13 protein-coding genes, 1 tRNA gene and 1 pseudogene are annotated in these 17,914 nt (G+C 74.7%); 6 read left to right on the top strand and 9 right to left on the bottom strand.

Features of this window, described 5'->3' with window-relative positions:
- The first annotated feature begins 208 nt into the window (after window positions 1–208).
- Window positions 209–697 (top strand): DUF3830 family protein, encoded by a 489-nt coding sequence (locus GPA10_RS07840; protein ID WP_058848487.1) that lies wholly within the window; start codon window positions 209–211, stop codon window positions 695–697.
- Window positions 698–712: 15 nt separating this feature from the next.
- On the opposite strand, the gene GPA10_RS07835 is transcribed toward GPA10_RS07840, so the two are convergent.
- Both GPA10_RS07835 and GPA10_RS07830 read right to left on the bottom strand, forming a co-directional pair.
- The gene (locus tag GPA10_RS07835) at window positions 713–2,170 is read right to left on the bottom strand and encodes an amidase (RefSeq protein WP_157164816.1); all 1,458 of its coding nucleotides are present in this window, start codon (window positions 2,168–2,170) and stop codon (window positions 713–715) included.
- A gap of 50 nt (window positions 2,171–2,220) precedes the next feature.
- Window positions 2,221–3,171 carry a D-2-hydroxyacid dehydrogenase gene (locus GPA10_RS07830; RefSeq protein WP_343040504.1) on the bottom strand — a complete coding sequence of 317 codons (951 nt, stop codon included), beginning with the start codon at window positions 3,169–3,171 and terminating at the stop codon, window positions 2,221–2,223.
- Window positions 3,172–3,716: 545 nt separating this feature from the next.
- Here GPA10_RS07830 and GPA10_RS07825 point away from each other — a divergent pair.
- The 4 genes from GPA10_RS07825 to GPA10_RS07810 all read left to right on the top strand — a co-directional run bounded on the left by GPA10_RS07825 (window position 3,717) and on the right by GPA10_RS07810 (window position 8,160).
- Window positions 3,717–4,721 carry a maleate cis-trans isomerase family protein gene (locus tag GPA10_RS07825; RefSeq protein ID WP_157164815.1) on the top strand — a complete coding sequence of 335 codons (1,005 nt, stop codon included), beginning with the start codon at window positions 3,717–3,719 and terminating at the stop codon, window positions 4,719–4,721.
- On the top strand, window positions 4,718–5,458 hold the full coding sequence (locus tag GPA10_RS07820) for a maleate cis-trans isomerase family protein (protein WP_157164814.1): 741 nt from the start codon (window positions 4,718–4,720) through the stop codon (window positions 5,456–5,458). The genes GPA10_RS07825 and GPA10_RS07820 overlap by 4 nt, the downstream gene beginning before the upstream one ends.
- A 334-nt stretch (window positions 5,459–5,792) precedes the next feature.
- Entirely contained in the window at window positions 5,793–6,869 is a 1,077-nt protein-coding gene (locus GPA10_RS07815; RefSeq protein ID WP_343040541.1) for an LLM class flavin-dependent oxidoreductase, read from the top strand.
- A 373-nt stretch (window positions 6,870–7,242) separates the two neighbouring features.
- Window positions 7,243–8,160: a LysR family transcriptional regulator gene (locus GPA10_RS07810; protein WP_157164967.1), complete on the top strand. Its 918-nt coding sequence runs from the start codon at window positions 7,243–7,245 to the stop codon at window positions 8,158–8,160.
- A gap of 66 nt (window positions 8,161–8,226) precedes the next feature.
- Here the strand turns inward: GPA10_RS07810 and GPA10_RS07805 are convergent, their stop codons facing one another.
- Entirely contained in the window at window positions 8,227–10,083 is a 1,857-nt protein-coding gene (locus GPA10_RS07805) for a putative bifunctional diguanylate cyclase/phosphodiesterase (RefSeq protein WP_343040502.1), read from the bottom strand.
- Window positions 10,084–10,423: 340 nt separating this feature from the next.
- On the opposite strand from GPA10_RS07805, the gene GPA10_RS07800 reads away from it, so the two are divergent.
- Entirely contained in the window at window positions 10,424–11,704 is a 1,281-nt protein-coding gene (locus tag GPA10_RS07800) for a M6 family metalloprotease domain-containing protein (RefSeq protein WP_425505685.1), read from the top strand.
- 266 nt (window positions 11,705–11,970) lie between these two features.
- On the opposite strand, the gene GPA10_RS07795 is transcribed toward GPA10_RS07800, so the two are convergent.
- The 6 genes and pseudogenes from GPA10_RS07795 to GPA10_RS43990 all read right to left on the bottom strand — a co-directional run.
- Window positions 11,971–12,044: transfer RNA gene (locus GPA10_RS07795), tRNA-Lys, on the bottom strand.
- Window positions 12,035–12,646: a bifunctional DNA primase/polymerase gene (locus GPA10_RS07790; protein ID WP_157164813.1), complete on the bottom strand. Its 612-nt coding sequence runs from the start codon at window positions 12,644–12,646 to the stop codon at window positions 12,035–12,037. Before GPA10_RS07790 ends, GPA10_RS07795 begins: the two co-directional genes overlap by 10 nt.
- A gap of 297 nt (window positions 12,647–12,943) precedes the next feature.
- Entirely contained in the window at window positions 12,944–13,330 is a 387-nt protein-coding gene (locus GPA10_RS07785) for a hypothetical protein (RefSeq protein ID WP_157164812.1), read from the bottom strand.
- 698 nt (window positions 13,331–14,028) lie between these two features.
- The gene (locus GPA10_RS07780; RefSeq protein WP_343040501.1) at window positions 14,029–15,399 is read right to left on the bottom strand and encodes an AAA domain-containing protein; all 1,371 of its coding nucleotides are present in this window, start codon (window positions 15,397–15,399) and stop codon (window positions 14,029–14,031) included.
- A complete protein-coding gene (locus GPA10_RS07775) occupies window positions 15,396–17,111 on the bottom strand; it encodes a hypothetical protein (protein ID WP_157164811.1) in 1,716 nt (571 codons plus the stop codon). The genes GPA10_RS07780 and GPA10_RS07775 overlap by 4 nt, the downstream gene beginning before the upstream one ends.
- A pseudogene (locus GPA10_RS43990) lies at window positions 17,108–17,569 on the bottom strand (hypothetical protein); the annotation flags it as partial. The pseudogene GPA10_RS43990 and the gene GPA10_RS07775, both read right to left, overlap by 4 nt.
- Between the last annotated feature and the right edge of the window lie 345 nt (window positions 17,570–17,914).

Genomic DNA, 17,914 nt, shown 5'->3' with positions numbered 1-17,914 from the left:
ACCACCGCCTTCCGCTGTCTGCCGGCTGCCGCCGGAGGGTGTCGCAGCGCTCTGTGTCTTGTTCGCGGCCTTGTGTGAGGTGCTCGATGGTGGAGCCATGGGCGCGCGGCTACCCGACCCGGAGCGAGATATGCCGGTGAATTCCGGCCCCTGATGCGATCGTTGCGCACTTGACGCGTGCCGTCACCGGGGGAGGACCATGGGGCGCATGGCAGACCGATACATCGAAGTCTCCCTCGCCGAGCGGGGCGTTCAGGCCACGGCGAAGCTCCTCGACGACCGGGCCCCGGTCACCTGCGCGGCCGTCTGGGACGCGCTGCCGCTCGGCGGGGACGTGTACCACGCGAAGTACGCCCGCAATGAGATCTACGCCCTGTTCCCGGCCTTCGCCGCCGAGGAGCCGCCCCTGGAGAACCCCACCATCACCCCCATCCCCGGCGATCTGTGCTATTTCACCTTCACCGGGACCGAACTGGGCACCAAGTCCTACGGCTACGACCAGGACCAGCGGGGCACCATCGTCGACCTCGCGCTGTTCTACGAGCGCAACAACCTGCTGATCAACGGCGACGTGGGCTGGGTCCCCGGCATCGTCTGGGGGCAGGTCGTCGACGGCCTCGACCGCCTCGCCGAGGCCTGCAACGACCTGTGGCGCACCGGCGCCCTCGGAGAGACCCTGAACTTCCGCCGCGCCTAGCCCCGCCCGGTCCGTTCAGACGCCCGGCCCCGGCTCGACGCCGCCCGGCCCGTCGGGGGCCACCGCGCGCGGCAGCGGCGCGGGCCGCACCCCCGGCACGTCGCCCGCCTCGTACAGCGCCTGCGCCACCCGCAGGACCAGCGCGTCCGCGTGCCGTGCCGCCACTATCTGCACCCCGGCGGGCAGCCCCTCCGCGTCCGCCCCGCAGGGCACGCTGGCCGCGGGCTGCTGCGTCAGGTTGAAGGGGTACGTGAACGGGGTCCAGCCCGTCCACCGCCGGAAGCCCGACCTCGCGGGCGCCTCCACGCCCGCCTCGAACGCGGTGATCGGCAGCGTCGGCGTGACCAGGACGTCGTACCGCTCGTGGAAGCGCCCCATGCGGCGCCCCAGCTCCGTGCGCACGTCCACGGCGGCCAGATAGTCGAGCGCGCTGTAGCGGGCGCCCTGCCCGCACACCTCGCGCAGGCCCGGGTCGAGCAGTTCCCTGCGGTCGGCCGGGAGCTGCTGCGCGACCCGCGCGGCACCGGCGAACCACAGGGTGTGGAAGGCCGACACCGGGTCGGTGAAGTCGGGGTCGGTCTCCTCCACGTACGCCCCGAGCGCGGCGAGCCGCTGCACCGCGCCGCGCACCGCGGCGGCGACCGCGGGCCGCACCGCGACCTGCCCGCCGAGCGAGGGCGAGTAGGCGATCCGCAGCCCCCGCACCCCGCCGGCCGCGCCCTCCCGGAAGCTGCCCGCCGCGGGCCCGAGCTGCGACCAGTCCCGGGCGTCCGCGCCGCCGATCACATCCATCAGGAGGGCGGCGTCGGCCGCGTCCCGCGTCATCGGGCCGACGTGGGAGAGGGTGCCGAACGCCGACGCCGGATACAGCGGCACCCTGCCGTACGTCGGCTTGAAGCCGAAGATCCCGCAGAACGCCGCGGGGATGCGCACCGAGCCGCCGCCGTCCGTGCCGAGCGACAGCGGTCCCGCGCCGAGCGCGACCGCCGCCGCGCTGCCGCCGCTCGATCCGCCCGCGGTGCGCGTGGCGTCGTACGGGTTGCGGGTGATGCCGTGCCGGGGGCTGTCCGTCACGCCCTTCCAGCCGAACTCCGGCGTCGTCGTCTTGCCGACGAACACCGCACCGTGCTCGCGCAGCCGCGCCACCGACGGCGCGTCCTCGTCCCACGCGCCCTGCTCCGCGACGCACAGGGAGCCGCGAAGGGTGGGCGCGCCGCGCTGGAGCAGGATGTCCTTCACGGTGACCGGCACCCCGTCGACGAGGCCCGCGGGCTCCCCGCGCCGCCACCGGTCCGCGCTCTCCCCGGCGCGGGCGAGCGCGTCCTCGTGGTCCAGGCGCACGAACGCGTTCACGACCGGCTGGATGTCCTCGGCCCTGCGCAGCACCGCACGGGTGACGTCGACGGGGCTGAATTCGCCCTTGCGGTAGCCGTCGACGAGTTGAACGGCGGTGAGGTCCGTGAGCTCGGTCATGCGTGCTCCTCAGCGAGGCGGTGCGGGGCGTCGGTGATCAGCGCTCTGGATCAGTGCCCTGGGACATACCCACGTTCCTTGTCGACCACGTTCGTCAGCGGCCTGCCCGCCTCCCACTGGCCGAACAACGACACGAACTGCGCCCCGAGTTCGTCCCGCCAGCCGACCGTGTCACCGCTCATGTGCGGCGAGACGATCAGGCCCGGCGCCGTCCACAGCGGGCTGTCCGCGGGCAGCGGCTCCCGCTCGAAGACGTCGAGCGCGGCGCCCGCGATCCACCGCTTCGACAGCGCCGCGGCGAGGTCGTCCTCGACGACGAGCTGACCGCGGCCGACGTTGATGAAGCACGCCGACGGCTGCATGACGCCGAACCTGCGCTCGTCGAACATGCCCCGGGTGTCGTCCGTCAGCGGCGCCGCGCACACCACCCAGTCGGCGCGCGCGAGCAGCCGGTCCAGGTCGTCGGGGCCGTACACACCGGTCCGCGCGGTGCGTCCCACGAGGACCGCCGCGACGCCGAGCGCCTTCAGGGTGCGCACGACGGCCCTGCCGATGGGGCCCGAACCCACGACACACGCACGCGTGCCCGCGACGCGGCGGCTCTCGCGGTGCCGCCAGGTCCGCTCCCGTTGCAGGTCCAGGGTGCGCGGCAGGTCCTTGGCCAGGGCGAGGACCAGGGCGGCGACGTACTCGGCGATCGGCTGGTCGAAGATGCCGCGGGCGTTGGTCACCACCGCGTCGGACGCGGCGAGTTCGGGGCACATCAGATGGTCGACGCCCGCGCTCGCGGTGTGCACCCACGCCGGGCGCGGCCCCGCGCCGGGCCACGCGCGGCGGGCCGCGTGCGAGAGGAAGTCCCACACGAGCAGCACGTCCGCCTCGGGCAGCCGGTCGGCGAGGGTCTCCGCGTCGGCGTGCAGCACCCGGGCGCGGCCGGTCAGCGAGCCGAGGCGGGGCGGCGGCGCGGGGGCGGGCGCGTCGAGGACGAGGACCGTGGGCACGGCGGAGGCCGCGGGGGCGCCGGGGCGTGCGGGGGTCTCGCCGGGTGCGGCTCCCGGGGTCTCGGCGCTCCGGGGCGCACCCCCCGCCGGTGCCGTGCTTCCGGACGCCCCGGCTCCGGAATCGGCACCGGAAACAGCGGCTGGGACACGGCCCGGGACGGCACTCGGGACAGCACCGGAGAAGGCGTGTGAAGAGGCGCTTGAGGAGGTGCCTCCGGACATGGCAGAGAAACCGTTACGCAACGAGAGCCCGCTTCCCTGGGAGAGCGTCGGGACGACTGCCGCGACCTCCGGCGGCCGACGTTCTCAGCCGTCTGAGATGTGCGGATTGACCACGCTGGCACCCCAACCTACCTTCGTCAACAGAGGCAGTCCCTCCCAGCACCACAGGGGCGAGCACACGGCGTGCTGCCCCCTCGCGCGCACGGTGTGCTCGCCGCACACGCACCCCCGTCCCGACGTCCCGGCGCGTCGCGCCGACCGCATCACTTCCGGCCCTCGGCCGGCCCTGTCACCGCACCGCACGCACGAACTTGGGGCCAGTCATGGACGTCACTTCCTTCTCCTCCCTCCCCACCCTCGGCGGGCCGCACCCCCAGCGCGGTGTCGGTGTCGTCGCACCCTTCGACTTCGCCCTGGACCGCGAGTTGTGGCGCTGGGTCCCCGACGAGATCTCCCTGCATCTGACGCGCACTCCGTACGTACCCGTCGAGGTCAGCCTCGACCTGGCGCGCCTGGTCAGCGAGCACGAGACCCTGGCCGAGGCGGTACGGGCGCTGACGGCCGCCGAACCCGAAGTCCTCGCCTACGCCTGCACGTCGGGCAGCTTCGTCGGCGGCCGTGCCGGTGAACGCGCCATGTGCGAGGCCATGTCGCGCGAGGGCGCGGTCGCCTCGGTGACGACGTCCGGCGCACTGCTCGAAGCCCTGGAGGAGCTGGACGCGCGGCGCATCGCCCTCGTCACGCCCTACACCTGGTCGGTGACCCAGGCCCTGGAGGAGTACCTGGCCGAGGCGGGCGTCGCCGTCGTGGGGCGCGCGTATCTGGGCCTGACCCGGCACATCTGGAAGGTCCCGTACCGGGACGTCGCCGACATGGCACGGCGCGCGGTGCGCGGCCCCGTCGACGCCCTGTTCATCAGCTGCACGAACCTGCCCACGTACGACGTCATCCCGCAGCTGGAGGCGGAGCTGCGGATGCCGGTGATCTCCGCGAACCAGGTGACGATGTGGTCGGCGCTGCGGAAGCTGGGTACGCGTGCGGTGGGGCCCTACCAAGCACTGATCGACGCGGGCGCGCGGCCGGGCACCGACGAGTTCGGCACCCTCCGGCCGGGCGCGGCGGAGTTCGGCACCCTCGGCGCACTGCCCGCCCCCGCGTACGAGGGCCCGCCGGTGCCGCCGCCGTCGGCGCCCGCGACGCCGACGGTGCCGCCCGTCGCCGCGTCGGCGCCCGCGGGGGACGGCCTCGCCGACCCGCCCGGAGGGCCGGTGGGACCCGCGGAACCACCGGGGCCCGCCGGACCGACCACAGAAGGAGGCTGGACTTGACCGCACTGGGATTCCTCTACCCGGGCCACTCCGCCGAGGACGACTACCCCCGCATGGAACAGCTGCTCGGCTCCGACATCCGGTTGCAGGTCGTGCACACCGACATCGGCGAGGACGCACACCGTGTGGACGCGCTCCTGGAGATGGGCTCGGCGGCGCGGCTCGCCGCCGGCGTCGAGGAGCTGCGCCTCACCGGCGCCGAGGCCGTGGTGTGGGCCTGCACCAGCGGGAGCTTCGTGTTCGGCTGGGAGGGCGCCAACGAACAGGTCCGGCAGCTCGCGCGGACGGCCGGGCTGCCCGCGTCCTCGACGTCGTTCGCGTTCGCCCACGCGGTGCGCGAGCTGGGCGTGGCACGGGTCGCCGTCGCGGCGACCTACCCCGACGACGTCGCGGGGCACTTCGTGTCCTTCCTCAAGTCGGCGGGCGTCGAGGTCGTGGCCGCCCGGGGGAGCGGGATCGTCACCGCGGCCGAGGTCGGCACCTGGGGCCGGGACGAGGTGGTCGCCCTCGCCCGCGCGGGCGACCACCCGGACGCTCAGGCCGTGCTCCTGCCCGACACCGCGCTGCACACCGCCGCTTACATCCACGACCTGGAGGCCGACCTCGGCAAGCCGGTCCTCACCGCCAATCAGGTCACCGTCTGGGAGGGCCTGCGCCTCGCGTCCCGCCGGGTGAACGCCCCCGCGCTCGGCGCCCTCTTCCGCAGGGAGCCGGTGGTGCAGGCACCGGCCGAGTAGCCGCCCGCGCCCGGCGGGGGTGGGCGCGCCCCTCGCCGGGGCCCTCGCCGGACAGCGCCGCCCGCACCCCTCCTCACCTGCCGGGAATAAGCGGAGACACCCTCCTGTTCCAGCTTGCGTGCGCGGCAGCGTACGGAACAGTCGGAACGGCAGGAGGACCCCGGTGGCAGTGGAGCATCCCCACGAGGACGGGACCAGCGAGGTCGGGACTGGCCGGGACGGGACCGGCGCGGACCGGACCGGCCGGACCGGCCGGAGTGGAACCGGCGCGGACCGGACCGAGGGGGCGCGTGCCGACGGGGCGGCGGCGCGGACCGCGGCCGAGCGCGAGGGCATCCGCGCCGAGCCCCTCGGCGCCGCGCCCACGCCGCTGTCCGTGCTCGACCTCGTGACCGTCGGCGCCGGACGCACCGCCACTGACGCGCTGCGCACCAGCGTCGAGCTCGCCAAGCTGGCCGAGTCGCGCGGATTCCACCGGCACTGGGTGGCCGAACACCACTCCATGCCGGGCGTGGCCTCCTCCTCGCCCGCCGTGATCCTCGCCCACCTCGCCGCCCACACGACCCGCATCCGGCTCGGCTCCGGCGGCGTGATGCTGCCCAACCACGCCCCGCTGGTCGTCGCCGAGCAGTTCGGCACCCTGGAGGCGCTCGCCCCGGGCCGCGTCGACCTCGGGCTCGGCCGCGCGCCGGGCACGGACGGCGCCACCGCCGCCGCCCTGCGCCGCACCGACAACCTGCGCGAGGGCGCCGACGACTTCCCGAAGGAACTCGCGGAGCTGACCCGCTTCCTCGACGACGACTTCCCCGACGGCCACCCCTACGCCCGCATCCACGCGGTACCCGGTCCCGTCCAGGCGACGTCGCCGGGCGGCGTGCAGTCCCCGCACCGCCCGCCCGTCTGGCTGCTCGGCTCCTCCGGCTTCAGCGCCCGGCTCGCCGGGATGCTCGGCCTGCCCTTCGCCTTCGCCCACCACTTCTCCGCGCAGAACACGATCCCGGCCCTCGACCTGTACCGGGAGTCGTTTCGCCCCTCCGCCGTCCTCGACGCCCCGTACGCCCTCATCGGCGTCTCGGCGCTCGCCACGGACGACGAGAAGGAGGCCCGCCGCCAGGTGCTCGCCGCCGCCCTGAACATGGTCCGGCTGCGCACCGGCCGGCCCGGCCTCGTGCCCACGCCGGAAGAGGCCGAGGCGTACGAGTTCAACGAGATGGAGCGGGACTTCATCACGAGCTGGAACTCCAACGTCGTGCACGGCACCCCCGACGAGGTCCGCACCGGCCTCGACGACCTGGCCAAGCGCACCGGCGCCGACGAACTGATGCTCACCGCCAACGCCCACAGCGGCGAGGTCCGCCTGCGCAGCTACGAACTCGTCGCCGACGCCTACGGGTTGCCGCACCTCTCCTGACCCGACCGGGCCACCGAGGGTGCCGCCCCCGACGGGGGTGGGGGCGGCACCCGCACCGGCACCCGCACCGGCGCCGCCACCGGCCCCGACACCGGCCCCGGCTCCGGCCCCGGCACTGGCCTCGGCCCCGATACCGGCACCAGCTCCGGCACCAGCTCCGGCCCCGGCTCCGGCACCAGCTCCGGCCCCGGCTCCGGCCCCGGCCCCGGCTCCGGCCCCGGCACTGGCCTCGGCCCCGACATCGGCCCTGGCTCCGCCGGCCGGAACAGGCCGAGCCCACCCCGAACTCCCCCCGCTCACAAGCCCCTTGGCGCTCCGCCCCGTCACCACCCCGCGCCCCTCGCGCCACCACCGCTTCCCTAGCCTGTCGCCCATGGACATGGACACCCGGCTGCTGCGTCACTTCACCGCCGTCGCCCGGGAAGGCGACCTCGCCCGTGCCGCGCGGCGTCTCTGTCTTTCGCAGCCCGCGCTGACCCGGCAGCTCCGGCAGCTGGAGACCCGCCTCGGCACGGAGCTGTTCACGCGCACACCCGCCGGTCTCGCCCTGACCGACGCGGGCACCGCGCTCGCCGCCGCCGCGCCCGCCGTCCTCGACGCGTGGGGCGCGGCGCTGAGCGCGACGCGCGGCGCGGCCGCCCGCGCCGAGCGCGTCCTGCGCGTCGGCTTCGTGGCCGGTGCGGTCGACGGCGGCTGCGCACTCGCGCGGCGGATCGTCGCCGAGTTCACCCGGCGCAGGCCGGGCTGGCGGGTGCGGCTCGCGCAGGCCGCCGCGGACGACCCGAGGGCGGGCCTCGCGGACGGCACGGCCGACGCGGCGCTGCTGCGGCTGCCGTTCCCGGGCCAGGACCGCCTCGACGTGCGGGTCCTCGTGACCGAGGAGTGCTGGGTGGCGCTGCCCGCGGCCCACCGCCTCGCGGCCCGCGAGGAGGTCGACTTCGCCGATCTCCTCGACGAGCCGTTCGTCGCGGGCCCGCCGGAGCCCGCGCTGTGGCGGGACTACTGGCTGGCGGCCGACGAACGCGACGGCCGCCCCGCGAAGATCGGCGCCGTCGCCCACGACGCCCGAGCGTGGCTGCGCGCCGTGGCGGAGGGCCACGGCGTCGGCCTCACCCTCCCCTCCGCTGCCCGCTCCTGCCCCCGCGCCGACGTGGTCCACCGTCCCGTACGCGGCGTCAGCCCCAGCGTGGTCGGCGTGGCCTGTACCCGGGGGGCGCAGGTCCCCCCGGTGGTACGGGACTTCGTACAGGCGTGCGTGGCGGCGCGCGACGAGCCGCACGCCCGAGCGTGAAGGACCGGCCCGCGGTCCACGCGCCGGACGGTACGAGCGGTCCACGCGCCGGACGGTAAGAGCGGTCTACCCGTCGGACGATTCGATCAGTACGGAGATACGATCCGCCGCGACCGGACGCGAGTACAGCCACCCCTGCCCGGTGTCGCACCCGATCTTGCGCAGCCGCTCCGCCTGCCCGGACGTCTCCACGCACTCGGCGGTGACGGTGAGCCCGAGGCGGTGGGCGAGCTGGACGAGGGCCTCGACGATCACCTCGTCGGCGGGGTTGATGTGGGCGGCGGCCTCGTCGTACGCGCCCTCGTCGTACTGGAAGCCCCGTACGAAGGAGCCGTCGAGCTTCAGGACGGAGACGGGGAGGCGGCTGAGGTAGGCCAGGTTGGAGTAGCCGGTGCCGAAGTCGTCGATGGCGATCCGCACCCCCATGTCGCTGAGGGCCTGGAGCGCCTGTAGCGGGCGGCCAGCCGAGCCCATGACCGCCGATTCGGTCAGCTCCAGTTGCAGCAGTTCGGGGGCGAGGCCCGTCTCGGCCAGGATGTCGGCGACGTCGGCGACCAGGTCGGAGTCCCAGACCTGGCGCACGGCGACGTTCACGCTCACGAACAGTGGCTCCCGGTCGGGGTGGTCGAGCTGCCAGCGGCGGGCCTGCCGGCAGGCCGTGCGCAGCACCCAGCGGCCCAGCTGCACGATCGAACCGTCTTCTTCAGCAAGTCCGATGAACCGATTCGGCGTGAGCAGCCCGAACTGCGGGTGCTGCCAGCGCACCAGCGCCTCGACGCCGCTCACCCCGCCGCCCTCCAGCCCCACGAGCGGCTGGTAGTCCAGGACGAACTCGTCGCGCTCGACGGCGGGGCGCAGCGAACTGGCCAGGGCCTGACGGGTCATGCGGTGGGCGTTGCGCTCGGGGTCGAACAGCGTCCAGCGGGCCTTGCCGTCGGTCTTCGCCCAGTACAGCGTGGTGTCGGCGGCCTGCATCAGGCCGGTCGTCGTGGTGCCGGCGGCGCGCCGTTCGACGACGCCGATGGAGGCGGACACGGACAGGCGCTGCCCGGACAGGTCGAACGGCTCCTGGAGCGTGCGCAGGGCCGTCTCGGCGAGTTCGGTGAGCTGGTCGGTGCCGGTGGAGTCCTCCACGAGCAGCGCGAACTCGTCCCCGCCGAGCCGTGCCACGAGCGGCACCGAGGCGCTGCCGTACCCGGCCTCGTCGGCGAGGGCGGTGAGCCGGTCGGCCACGGCGGCGAGCAGCCGGTCGCCGACGCGGTGCCCGAGCGTGTCGTTGACGGCCTTGAAGCCGTCGAGGTCCAGATAGCACAGCCCGATCCGGCCGGTGCTCGTGTCGTCGTACGCGCCCGCTTCCAGGGCGGATGTGAGGCGCTCGAAGAACAGTGCGCGGTTGGGCAGCCGGGTCACCGGGTCGTGCATCTGCAGATGCCGCAGCCGGGCCTGAAGGTCGCGGCGGGCGCTGATGTCGGCGGCGGCGATGAGGGCCGTGCCCGCGCCGCGCCGCTCGCCGCCGGGCAGCGGCGAGACGGTGATCTGGGTCCACAGCGAGTGCCCGTCGGGGTGTTTGATCCGGCGGGTGCAGCGGAGTTTGGCCTGTCTGCCGCGGAGCACCTCGCGGTACGCGTGCCAGGTGCGGGCGTCGGACGCCAGGTCGACGAGGTCGGCGCCGATGCGTCCGGTGAGGTCGGCGGGGTCCGCGCCGAGCAGCTCGGCCAGCGCGTCGTTGGCGCCGACGACCAGGCCCTCGCGGTCGACGACGGCGAGGGCGAGGGGGGCCGCGGCGAAGGCGGCGCGGTAGTCGGCGCTGTACTGGGCGAGGGGGCCGGTCGGGCCCGTCTGATGACGCTCTGTGACGACAGGCCAGGCGCGGCCGGGTGCTGCGACCGCTGTGGCGGTCGGCCCTTGAGGGGTTCCGTTCACCGCTTGCTCCCGCAGTGCAATCGTTGTCGAGCAGGTCGCCGGGCCCCGCGTCCTGGCGGGTCTGGAGAGGAGGTCGCCCGGTTGGCGGGCGGCCGACGGGGCCGGGAAAGTGTGCCGATCATAGAGGCACGCCGTCGGGCCGTTCCAGCCGTCCTTCCCCGGGCGTGGCCCGCCGAAGCCCCCGACAGATCGTTTCTGCTCGCCCCTGCGCGGGCTTCTATGTGGGACGACCGGTTGTGACAGTCGGTGAGCGGTCGGAGTGTCGCATCCTGGCCGATCCTCACTCGACCGGGTCAGACAAAGTGGGCGAACGTCAACAAACCACCACAGGGTGGGTGAGGTGTCCCGCATTCCGCACCCGGAGGTCGACGTGGAGCGTCAGCTCCCCTGGTGGATGCTCACCCGTGCAGGGGAGCGGCGGCGCCTGCGCACCGCGGGGATCCTCTTCACCTGCCTGACCGCGTTCGCCGCCACGTCGCTGGTCGCGGGACCCGCAGTCGCCCACGGCGAGGCGGGCCCGTGCGCGCTGCGGCGCACGACCGCGCACCACTCCGAGGGCCTGGACACCTGGCACTCCGGCTATCCGCGCCCCTCCCGGGAGCTCGACGCGGTCATGGTCTTCCTGTCCTTCCCGGACTCCCCGCCGCTGACCGCGCCGGACGAGCTGGTGGCCGACTACTTCCCGGCCACGAGCGAGTTCTTCGAGCGGGCCTCGTACGGGCGGTTCCGGCTGCGTCCGCATCCGCAACCCGAATGGGTGGAGATGCCGGAGCAGTCCTCCGCGTACGCCATAGAGCGGGACTGGGATCCGCAGAACCGTGCCGCCTATCTCCGGGACGCGGTGGCGGCGGCGGATCCCCGGGTGGACTTCTCGGCGTACGACATCGTGTACTTCGTGGCCGATCCGGATGCTCCGGGGGTGGATTCGGACGCCACGAAGGTTGTGAACTTCGACCGCCCGATGCGCGCGGACGGTACGGACATCCGCCGCATCGTCACCCTCTTCGAGCGGCACCCCCCGGACCGCAACGTCCTCGCCCACGAGACGGGGCACGTCTTCGACCTGCCGGACCTCTATCACCGTCCGACGGACGGCAAGGGCGACTGGGACACGCACGTGGGGGACTGGGACGTCATGGGCAGCCAGTTCGGTCTCGCGCCGGATCTGTTCGGCTGGCACAAGTGGAAGCTGGGCTGGCTGCGGCAGCGGCAGGTGGTGTGCGTGGCGGACGGCCCGCGGCGGCTGACCCTCGACCCGCTGTCGGCGCCGCCGAGCCGGAGCGGGCCGGGTGCCGCGAGGCTGGCGGTGGTCCGTACGGGCCGGGGCAGCGTGGTGGCGGTGGAGGCGCGGGGCGCCGTCGGCAACGACCACGCCACGTGCACCGAGGGGCTCCTCGTGTACCGCGTCCGCAGTGAGACGGCGTCGGGCCGCGGCCCCGTCGAGGTGGTCGACGCGCACCCCCGCTCGGAGGCGTGCGGCGACGACTCGGTCTATCCGCCGCTCGCGGACGCCCCCGTGAGAGCGGGGGAGACCTTCACGGTCCCCGGCACGAACGTCACCCTGCAGGTGGAGTCGAAGTCCCCGTCGGGCACCTGGACGGTGGACATCACCCCGACGTGACCGGATGCCCCCTTGCGCCTCGATGCCCCTCTTGTGTCCCCCTTGGGCCGTGTCTCTCTGGGGTTCGCGGCTCTCACCCCCGCCCCGCGGCCAAAGGCCGGGGGACGGCACTCGGACCGACCTGGAGCCAACGCTTCGGGCCCACCCCACCCCCCTGGCGGGGGTGTGGGTGGCGCAGCCCCCACAACGCGCGGCGAAGCCGCGCAAAAACCACGATGGCGAGGCCGGTCCACGCTTTCCGTGGACACGCCTCGCCATCGCTGTCGTGCGCCGCCAGGGACTCGAACCCCGGACCCGCTGATTAAGAGTCAGCTGCTCTAACCAACTGAGCTAGCGGCGCCTGCTGACGTCGTAGACCTTAGCACTCTGATCGCCGCGGGGAAAAATCGATATACGCACTGCGGACCGGGCGGCGGTGCGGGCCGCGCGGACGCAGGCCCAGAGCACGACCTCCGGTCCGGGGAGCCGGGGCGAGCGGGTGTCGGGGGCGACGAGCCAGCGGGAGGCGAGCCGGTCGTCGAGGTCGTGGCGGGGGGTGAGCGGTGGCACGGTGACGGCGTCGCCGGCGCCGTGACAGAGCAGCGACGGTACGGCGGGGCTCCATTCCTCCCAGCGCAGGAGGGAGGGCAGCCGGCGGGCGGTGCCGGGGGCGGTGAAGAGCAGAACGCGGCCGCGGTGGGTGGCGACGGGGCCCGAGCCGGGGCCTTCGTGCCATAACCGGTCGACCATGCGCCGCCCGAAGACGGCGTCCACGCTGACCACGTCGAAGACGGTGCCGCAGGGCAGGACCGCGGGGGCGGTGGGGCGGGCCCGCCAGTCGGCGAGCAGCCCCTGCGGATACGTTTCTGCGGAGGTGAGCCAGGCGGCGCCCGCGGGGGTGACGGTGCAGGCGTTCGTGGGGGTGGCGGCGGGGGCGGCGTGGGTGCGGGGGGAGCTGCTCATGGGGACTACGTCTACCGGGGGTGAGTTCCCGGTGCCACAGAGTTGCGGGAACCCGGGACGGTGGCGGGAGGGGTGCGGTACCTTGCCCCTCCGGCATATGCCGCCGGGTGGTGGTGTGGGGCGGGGGCGCCTTCCGGGGCGTTTGGGCCGCCCGGGGCGTACGGGTCGTCCGCGCCGCCCGGGGCGTACGGGTCGTCCGCGTGGTACGGGCCGTCCGCGTCGTACGGGCCGACTCGTCCGACTGGGCGAACTGGGTCGGCTAATCCGACCGATCCAGCTGATCCGCTCGGGGCAGAGTCAGCGCGGCCCCGGGCCTGCCGCAGAGCCGGCCGAGCCCGCTGCGCCCGGCTCGCCGCGCAGCAGCTCCCGGCCGAATTCGACCATCTTCTTCGCGTAGTCCTCGGTCCACTGGGCGCGCTCGGCGATGTCGGCCGTGGTGAGCCGGTCGAAACGGCGCGGGTCGGCGAGCTGGGCGGCGGCGACGGCCTGGAACTCGACGGAGCGGTCGGTCGCCGCGCGGAAGGCGAGAGTCAGCTCGGTGGCGCGGGCGAGCAGCTCGCGCGGGTCCTCCAGGGACTCCAGGTCGAAGAAGTGCTCGGGGTCGGACGCGGCTTCCGCGGGCTCGAAGAGGAGCGGCGCGGGGCGCATGCGCTGGCTGGACCGGGGCCGCGAGGGCTCCGCCATGTCGTTGTCCTTTCGTCGTACGCCGCGCCGTACGGTGCGTGGCCAACAGCCATTGTCCCTCCCCGCGCAAGACCCCCGCGGGGCGCGGGTGCGTCTGCTCGGTGACCCGGCGGGGTCGGGTGTGGGTGCCCCGTCAGGGGCGCGGGGAACGGCGCGAGCAACCACGTACCGGCCGCTGACGCGTGTGCGTGGTGCGTCGTGGTTGCGTCTGCGGCTTTTTGCGGGCTGGGCGCGCAGTTGTTCGCGCCCCTTGGTGGGGTCGGGTGTGGGTGCCCCGTCTGGGGCGCGGGGAACGGCGCGAGCAACCATGTACCGGCCGCAGACGCGTGTGCGTGGTGCGTCGTGGTTGCGTCTGCGGCTTTTTGCGGGCTGGGCGCGCAGTTCCTCGCGCCCCTTGGTGGGGTCGGGTGTGGGTGCCCCGTCAGGGGCGCGGGGAACGGCGCGAGCAACCACGTACCGGCCGCTGACGCGTGTGCGTGGTGCGTTGTGGTTGCGTCTGCGGCTTTTTGCGGGCTGGGCGCGCAGTTGTTCGCGCCCCTTGGTGGGGTCGGGTGTGGGTGCCCCGTCAGGGGCGCGGGGAACGGCGCGAGCAACCATGTACAGGCCGCAGACGCGTGTGCGTGGTGCGTCGTGGTTGCGTCTGCGGCTTTTCGTGGGCTGGGCGCGCCGTTCCCCGCGCCCCTGACGGGGCACCCCGCTTAGGGGGCGACCAGGGGTACACGATGCTCACGCAGCCGGGCGAACACCGCGTGGTTGGCCTCCCAGCCGTCCGGGAACTTGACCGTCACCCCGAGCCGGACCGGATCCATGGACGGATGGTCGTCGAGGAGGGACTCCACCCCGGCCCGGCACACCACGATGCACGCGTGCCGGTGCCGGGACGCGAGCACGCACAGGCGGCCCGTCTCCAGGTGGAAGGCCGTGGCGTCGGGCCGCCCGGACAGCGGGTGCAGCACGACGGTCACGTCGTACTCACGGCCCTGGAGCCGGTTCGCGGTGTCCACCGTCACGTCCACGACCCCGAGCGCGGCGAGCGCACCGCGCACCGCGGCGGCCTGGTCGCGGTGCGCCGTCCCCACCGCGATCCGGTCGGCGGTGAGCGGAGCGGGCTCGGGCGACCGCTCGGACGTCGCCGCGCCACCCCGGTCGAGCAGCCGCCGCACCACGTGGGCCACGGCCCGCACCGCCTCCGGGTCCGTGCGCGGCGTGTGCCGGGCGGGCAGCTCAAGGAGGCCCCAGCCGGAGACGGCGGCCTCGTCGATCACCCGGTCGGGGCCGGAGCCGTCGGACGGGACGGCGAAGCGCAGCGACCGGTCCTCGTGACCCGTGCCGCTGCGGAACGGCGTGTACGGATAGAACGCGTCGGACACCAGCGGCGCGGCGGACGCGGGCAGCCGCCAGGAGACGGGGAGACGGTGCTGCGGCAGTGTCGGATTGTGGGCGAGGAGCGTGGTCACCGCGCTGGCCGAGGGGTCGTAGGCGAGCCCGGCCCACTGGTCCGCCTCGGCGATCGCGAACGGGTCGAGCTGCCCCGGATCGCCCACGAAGAGGGCCCGTTCGAAGAGCCCGGCGACGGCGAGCAACGCGTCCGACCGCATCTGGTAGGCCTCGTCCACGATGGCGTGCCCCCAGGGCTCGACGTCCTTGACGTGCCCCCACTTCGCGGCGGTGGACACGACCACGTCGAGCCCCGCGAGGTCGGCGGCCTTCGCGGACTTGCGCACGTTCGGCAGCGCGTCGAGCGCCTTGTCGTACGGGTCGGCGTCGCTGCTGTGCAGGCGCCCGACCGGCAGTTCGGGGTCCTTCTCGGCGAGACGCAGGACGAGGTCGTCGACCTGCGCGTTCGTCTGCGCGACGACCATCAGGGGCCGGCCGGCCGCGGCAAGCTCGCGGGCGGCACGCACCACGAGCGTGGACTTGCCCGCGCCCGGCGGGGAGTCCACGACGACGCCGCGGTGCGTGCCGTGCAGCGTGTCGTGCAGGATCGCGTCGGTGGCGCGGCCCGCCTCGGCGCCGGGGTCGAAGGAGGGTGGGGCGGAGGACGGGGGCGGGGGAGCGGGCGTGGTCACAGGACATCCTCCGCGGTCACGGGGTCCGGGCTCTCGCCAGGTGCGGGCGCACCGGACGGCGTCGTCGCGGACTGCGGGGGCCCGCCGTGCGTCCAGGGCGTGTCCTCCGGGTCGGGCAGTTTGGGGCCGCCCCGCTGCTCGTGCTCGAACAGCGTCCAGCACAGCCGGTCGCCCGCCTCCGGCACGGACCCGGCGTCGGGCTCCTTGCCGCGCCCCATCTTGTCCAGGACGCGCAGGACGACGAGGCTGCCGCCGCCGTCACCGGCGCCCCGACCGGCGGCACCGTCCCGGCCGTCACCGCCGTCACCGCCGTCACCGCCGTCCCGGCCGTCCTCGCCCTCGCCCTCGTCCTCGACGTCGTACGTCACGAACTGCGCGCTCTGCGCCTTGCCCTCCAGCGAGCGGTACACCTTCACGCCGGGGTCCAGATGCGGCCGGTCGGCCGTGCGGACGGTGACCAGGGGGCGGGGGCGGGGCGAGCGGCCCTCGCTGTACGTCATGACGACGTCCGTCACCACCCCGGCGAAGGCCTCGCCCGCGAGTCGGCGGCCCGCCATCACCAGCGGGTCGTCGAGGGCCTCCTGGGCTTCGAGCCTGGCCTGCTCCCGCTCGCGCGTGGCGAGCTTGTTGGCCGCGGTGACCGCGTCGTCGACGCGGGGCTGCGGGGGTTCGCCCGCCGCGACCCGGTCGCGGTGGCCGGTGAACGACCAGCGGTCGCCGCGCCACCGGTCGACGGCGTGCGGCGCCTCGGGCAGCGTGCACAGTGCGTCCAGGCCGCGCCACACCGCGTCCCAGGTGGGGCGGGTGCGGCTCGCCACCAGGGCGTCGATCTCCCGCTCGGCGGCGGCGAGCGAGGCGAGGAGCGCGTCCGCCTCGACGCCGTCCGCGGCGGCGGCCAGGGCGGAGCGCGCCCGGTCGTGGCGCTCGATGGCCGGTGCGAGCAGGTCGTTGTCGAACGCCGGGTCCGTCGCGGGCCCGGCGGGCGGGCACAGCAACTGCCCGTCGGCGTCCCGCGCCAGCTCCGCGCGGAGCGCCGCCGCCTCGCCCGACGTGCCCTCGGGCGCCTCGATCCAGGCGAGCAGGGCGCCCAGATGCTGCTCCTCCAGGGAGGACTGGCCGGTCGCCCAGTGCCGGGACAGCAGGTCGGTCATGGCGAGCAGGAGCGCGGAGCCGGGCACGCGGGAGCGCTCGCCGTAGTGCGTCAGCCAGCGCCCGAGGAGCGGCACGCGCGGCGGCGCGGGATACGGCGCGTCGGGGTCCTGTTCGGCCGTCCGCCGGAACCGCATGGACCGGCCGAGGAGCCGTACGAACTCGACGCCTGCCCGGCTCGGCACGATGAGCTGCGGGGCGTCCGCGCACAGCTCCGTCTCGACCTTGACGCGCTTGCCGGTCTCCGGGTCGGTCTCCGTGCGCTCGGCCGCCTCGACGTCGTCGGCGAACGACTCCACGTACGGCAGCAGGACCTCGGCGAGCTGGGACAGGAACGCGAAGCGCAGGTCGCGGTCGCGGGGCTGGGCGACCGTGAGCAGCCGCGGCGACGTGCGTTCGGTGCCGATGAGGGCCCCCAGGGGCGCGCCCGCCTCGCCCGCCGTGACGAGCGGGACGAGGACCAGGGGGCGCTCGGAGAGGTGGCGGTGGCGCACGGTGGCCCGGGGGCGCGCACGGCCGGAGGCCGCCGCTTCGAGCCGGGCCAGGTTGTCGATCAGGGTCAACGGACACCTCCCGCGAGTGCTTCCGCGCGCAGCGCGCCGGCCCGGCGCAGCGCCGACACCGCCGGGTCGTCCGGGTCGCCCGCCTCGCCGCGCGCCGCCGCGAGGGTCTCCTCGACGGTGGCGAGGGACCCGAGGTCGGCGCGGAGCGCGCGCCCCAGGGAGGTCAGCTCGCCCCGCGCGCGGGCCCGCTCACGGCAGTGGAAGGCGAGCTCGCAGGCGGCGAGGCACTCCGGTGCGTAGGTCGCGGGGACCGCGTCGACCGCGGCGGACAGCTCGTCGGCGGGGCGGTTCACGTCGAAGGTCAGGCCGGGCGGCAGCGTGGCCGCGATGTCATCCACGCGGGTCAGCCGGGAGAGCTGACGACGGGTGACCGCGCGCTGCTTGCGGACGTCCACCGCGGAGGCGGCCGGCAGGTTCGAGAAGTCCTTGGGACAGACGAGCAACACCTGCTGCCGAACCCCGCCCACACGCCCGCCACCCGCAGTGACCCCGCCCGGGGTCGGCCCGTCCGCGACCGTCCCGTCCGGGGTCGGCCCGTCCGCGGCAGACCCGTGCGTTGCAGGTCCATGCGCGGCCGATCCGCCCGTGTCTGCTCCGAGCGTGGTCGATCCGTCCGCGGTCGGCCCGTCTGGGACTGTCCCGTCCGGGGCTGGTCCGTCTGCGGCAGGTCCGTGTGTTGCAGGTCCGTGCGCGGTGGACCCGTCCGGGGTCGGCCCGTCTGGGACTGTCCCGTCCGGGGCTGGTCCGTCTGCGGCCGACCCGTGTGTTGCAGGTCCGTGCGCGGAGGACCCGTCCGCAGCCGA

It is taken from the genome of Streptomyces typhae (genome assembly GCF_009755605.1).
Taxonomy (GTDB): domain Bacteria; phylum Actinomycetota; class Actinomycetes; order Streptomycetales; family Streptomycetaceae; genus Streptomyces; species Streptomyces typhae.
Note: the sequence above shows the minus strand (reverse complement) of the source record. Positions and strands in the feature narration are given on the sequence as shown.

Coding starts and splice junctions, on each gene's coding strand:
- GPA10_RS07840 (WP_058848487.1), top strand. CDS start 209: ATGGCAGACCGATACATCGAAGTCTCCCTCGCCGAGCGGGGCGTTCAG.
- GPA10_RS07835 (WP_157164816.1), bottom strand. CDS start 2,170: ATGACCGAGCTCACGGACCTCACCGCCGTTCAACTCGTCGACGGCTAC.
- GPA10_RS07825 (WP_157164815.1), top strand. CDS start 3,717: ATGGACGTCACTTCCTTCTCCTCCCTCCCCACCCTCGGCGGGCCGCAC.
- GPA10_RS07810 (WP_157164967.1), top strand. CDS start 7,243: ATGGACATGGACACCCGGCTGCTGCGTCACTTCACCGCCGTCGCCCGG.
- GPA10_RS07790 (WP_157164813.1), bottom strand. CDS start 12,646: ATGAGCAGCTCCCCCCGCACCCACGCCGCCCCCGCCGCCACCCCCACG.
- GPA10_RS07785 (WP_157164812.1), bottom strand. CDS start 13,330: ATGGCGGAGCCCTCGCGGCCCCGGTCCAGCCAGCGCATGCGCCCCGCG.